Origin of the sequence: Pseudonocardia sp. (genome assembly GCF_025965585.1) — a bacterium.
GTDB lineage: Bacteria > Actinomycetota > Actinomycetes > Mycobacteriales > Pseudonocardiaceae > Pseudonocardia.
This window is the reverse complement of sequence record NZ_JAOPWR010000459.1, coordinates 1-4,155: the sequence shown is the minus strand read 5'-3', so window position 1 is coordinate 4,155 and position 4,155 is coordinate 1. Positions and strand designations below refer to the sequence as shown.

The window sequence follows — 4,155 nt, the reverse complement described above, 5'->3', positions numbered from 1 at the left end:
TCCTGGGCCTGCTGCTCCTCCTCGAGCGCTTCCTCGTGGGTCTTGACGACCTCGCTGTCCCGGATCTCTCCGCGCCAACCCTCGATCTCGTCCTGTCGCAGGATCGCGTTGGTCATCGCGTGCCGCCGGAAGTGCTGGAACTCGAGCCGGGCTCGCCGGCCCTGCGCCCGCCAGATGTTCCCGGTGCGCTCGAAGAGTCCCTTGGGCCAGTACTCGAGCACCAGCATCACCCGGGTCAGGTTCGGACCCAGCTCGGTGAAGGTCACCCCGCCGTCCACGTGGCCCTTGGGCCCCTTCGACTTCCAGACGATGTGCGAGTCAGGCACCTGCTCGACGATCGTCGCCTCCCAGGTGCGGTGCGACCACCAGACCTGGGCTTTCCAGTCGAGCTTCTCGTCGGTTTCCTGGTCGACGGTCTCGACCTTCTTCATGAACCCGGGAAAATCGCTGAACTGCGTCCACAGGTTGTAGGTGGTGCGCAGTGGCATTCCGATGTCCTGGTTCTCCGAGATGACGGTGACCTTGAGTTTCTTGCTCGATCCGCCGCTACCACCACCGCCACCACCACCGAAGACACCCTTGACCTTGTCGGTGATGCCGCTGAAGAACGAACCGATCTTGGACTGGCCGCCGCCCTCGTCGTCATCCTCATCGTCACGATCATCGTCATCGTCCGACCTGTCTCCGCGCAGCGCTTTGGTCAGACCCGTTCCACCGTTCTCAGCGACGCCCGTCAGCCGTTCCGACAGATCCGCGACGCGATCCGTCGCTGCCTGCGTCGCCCGCTGGACAAGGAGCCCCAACAGTTGTTGGCCGGCGTCCTTCAGGGCATCCGCGGGCGTCGCCGATGCGTCGCTCGCCTTGTCCTTGACCCCGCTCGATTCAGCCATCGTTGCCGCTCCGTCGAGGACGGGAGGCCCGGCCCTGGCTCCCGGCCGTGGCCTTGCTCGCGGTACGCCGCGCACCGCCGGAGGGGGCGGACGAGGGGCGCTTGGCGGTGGCCGTGGCGGTGCCCTTGCCACTCCCGCCGGTACGGCTCGACGAGGCCGCTGTCCGCGTCCGGCGGGGTGGAGGTGCCTCCTCCACCTCGCCCTCGTCCTCACCCTGGTCGGCGTCGCCGGCGACATGGTCGTCGCCCTCGGCGACGTGGTCGTCGTCCTCGGCGGCGGCGTCCTTGTCGGCATCCTCGTCCGGCTGGTCGTACTCGTCCGACTCGTCGGGTGGGGATTCCCGCCGCGACTTCTTGCGGTCGGCGCCGATGTCGCCCAGCGACTCCACCCGCTGCCCCAGCCGGTCCGTGAGGCCTTCGACCTGGCGGGCCGCGACGGCAAGGGCGGCGCCCTTGCCCGCCTCGAGAAGCCGACCCCGCACCTGCTCGGCCAGGTTGCTGAGCTCGGGCGAGGCGCTGAGCAACTTGCTGCCCTGTGCGAGGAGCTCCCCGGGCCCACCGGCCTGCCGTCCTGCCGCCATACCCCCCAACATCAACGCCAGCTTCATTTTCTTGGTTCGTCCGAGGAAGTAGCCACCGGCGACGCCGAGAGCCACTCGTGCTCCACATTTCATAATCTTCCTCTAATCGGTCGCGGGACCCGGGGCGCGCGGGATCATGAGGCATTACCCCACGGACAAGATCGGCAATGCGCACCTCCCGGCTAAACCCGAAAGTGACCCCTTTCATACCAGTCAGCCGCGGCAAACGGACCAACGGCCGGTGATCGATCGGGCATTATCACCGGACATCGCAACGCCCCGAACCCCGGCCGCTCAGCGGAACTGATCGTTGTGGCCACGAACGACGGCGGCGAGTTCCGGGCACCGAGCCAAGCACGTCTAGCGCGCGCTGGACCTCGCCCGTACGGCCACGACCACCGCGAGAACGATCAACGCGACGAGCAGCAGCACGGCTGTGACCGGCAAGAGCACGATCGCCAGCACCAGCACGGCGACCAGCAGGGCCTTCGTCGCCGGGCTCATGGCCGAGACCGCACCCCGGATCGCCCCCCAGATCGGGTTCTGACCCGCCATGGCCTCACGCGCTCCTCCTAACAGGGCGCCCAGCTTGGGACCGCCTTGCGCCGCCATGCGGTCGAACTTCAGCGCAAGGTCCTCCACCTTCTCCAGCGCGAGTCCGAAACCCCGCTCCAGCAGTGCGGTGAGCAACTTCCTCATGCTGGCCTTGAGCTGATCGATAGGCGATGGCGGGGCAGCGGTGTCGGACCCGGCCTCAGGTGGCATGACCCGCGGTCCGGACGAGGGGGCCCCCGCGGGTCGGAGACCCGGCGTCCGGTTTCCGGTGGCGGATGCGATTCCCGGGCGCCGTCCGCGCACTCCCGATTGGCCGGATAACTCTCGGTTGGCGTGCATCGAACCCCGTCCCTCGTGGCAGCCTGGCGCTTGTCGCAGCCGGCGCGGCGCCGGTTGCCAGCGGCCCGACGGAATACCCGTATGCCGCTTCGGCCACCCGTCCTGACGGTTGGAGTTCGGGCATTATCGCGCGGCAAGATCGGGAACCGCCCCCGAGTCGCGGACCGTGCCGAGCCAGACGGAGGGCCGTGGCCATCTCAATCGGAAGACCACCGCGAGACGGAGCCATCCCGTTCCCGGAGCTCAACCCGGCTGCTGCAGTGAGCAGTCGATGTTGGTGGCCGATACGACCCGAAAGCGCGGAAGGTGACATGTGGCGGGGCCCCTCCGCGACCGGCTGGTCGAGCTCGGTGGCAGGCGGGTCGATCTGCCGGTGGAGGGCGGCACGGGATGGCGGTTCATCATCGAGGAGCGCCAGGGGCTACAGGCCGAGTACGGCATCGGTCCGCTGATCGCGGTGATGATCTGGCGCGAGATGGGCGACGCGTGGCGCTTCGCCCGACAGCTCGGTCATCCCGCGGACGGTCCCCGGCAGTGGCGGGGAGCCCGGCGCCCGAGGCTGGGCGCGAGCCGCGCCTCCCTGATCCGCCCAGCCGCATTCTGGCTGTCCGTCGCACTGCTCGGCTCCGTCGTCGTGACGGCGGGCCTGATCCTGGCCGTGCCGTCGAGGCGGGGACCGCCCGCCTCTTCGCGTCGACGGCCTAGGCGGAGCAGCGCGACAGCTGTGAACAAGCATGAAGGACAGCGCCTCGTCCGCGGGTACGGACGAGGCGCTGTCGGGCGATCCGATTCGGAGGACTAGGCGATGGAACGCACGTTCGACCGGTTCGCAGGAGCGTCAGCGTCGGGCACGGTGATCATGGCACGCAGCACCAAGCCACCCTGCAGCTTCACCAACCGCGAGGCCAGCGTGGCCCAGTACCGGTAACCAGCCCGGGGATCGAGCACCGTGCGCGGCGTCACATCCAACGCGGCGCGAACGACGTTGCCCACCAGCTCCGGCGGACTGGGCTGATCGAGCCAGGCCGGACCGGCGGCGCCACGCGGCCCCTGAACGCCGGGCAGTCCGGTGGGCCCGGGACGACCTGCCGCACCCTGCGGTCCCTGCGGTCCCTGCAGCCCGTCGATGCCTTGCACACCCTCGTCGCCAGGCTTGCCCTGCACTCCCTGCATGCCCCTGTCGCCCTGCTCACCGGTCTCGCCTATGACACCGCGCGGACCCTGTTCGCCGGGCAAGCCGGGGGCTCCGCTGGGACCCTGCTCACCGGGCAGCCCCTGAATCCCTCGCTCACCCGGAGCGCCGGGCAGACCCGCCTCGCCTCGTGCACCGACAGGGCCGGTAGCGCCCTGCTCGCCCGGCCGCCCCGCCGAACCCGGGATGCCCTTGTCGCCCTGTGGCCCGACCGGTCCAGCCGCACCCTTGAGACCCTTGTCGCCCTGCTCGCCGACGGGTCCCGCCGGGCCCTTGTCACCCTTGTCGCCCCGCTCGCCGACGGATCCCGCCGGGCCCTTGTCACCCTTGTCGCCCCGCTCGCCGACCGGACCGACGGGACCCTTGAGGCCCTTGTCGCCCCGCTCACCCTGCTCGCCGACGGGTCCCGCCGGACCCTTCTCGCCCTTGTCGCCCTGCTCGCCGACGGGTCCAGCCGCACCCTTGAGGCCCTTGTCGCCAGCCGCGCCGAGCGCACCCTTCGCCCCCTTGTCGCCGTGCTCGCCGGTGGCGCCGGCTGAACCCTTCGGCCCCTTGTCGCCGTCACCCGGGTTGCCGATCGCGCGGTCGGCACCCTCGAT

3 protein-coding genes and 1 pseudogene are annotated in these 4,155 nt (G+C 69.9%); all 4 read right to left on the bottom strand.

Annotated features, from left to right (window positions below; translation table 11 throughout):
• The coding region (locus JWR81_RS28195) for an SRPBCC family protein (RefSeq protein ID WP_297659454.1) at positions 1–890 on the bottom strand (890 nt) is incomplete at its 3' end.
• Entirely contained in the window at positions 883–1,470 is a 588-nt protein-coding gene (locus tag JWR81_RS28190) for a hypothetical protein (protein WP_297659452.1), read from the bottom strand. The genes JWR81_RS28190 and JWR81_RS28195, both read right to left, overlap by 8 nt.
• A gap of 360 nt (positions 1,471–1,830) precedes the next feature.
• Positions 1,831–2,160, bottom strand: coding sequence for a hypothetical protein (locus JWR81_RS28185; protein WP_297659450.1), 330 nt, complete (start codon positions 2,158–2,160; stop codon positions 1,831–1,833).
• A gap of 1,002 nt (positions 2,161–3,162) precedes the next feature.
• Positions 3,163–4,155 (bottom strand): annotated as a pseudogene (locus tag JWR81_RS28180) (hypothetical protein); the annotation flags it as partial.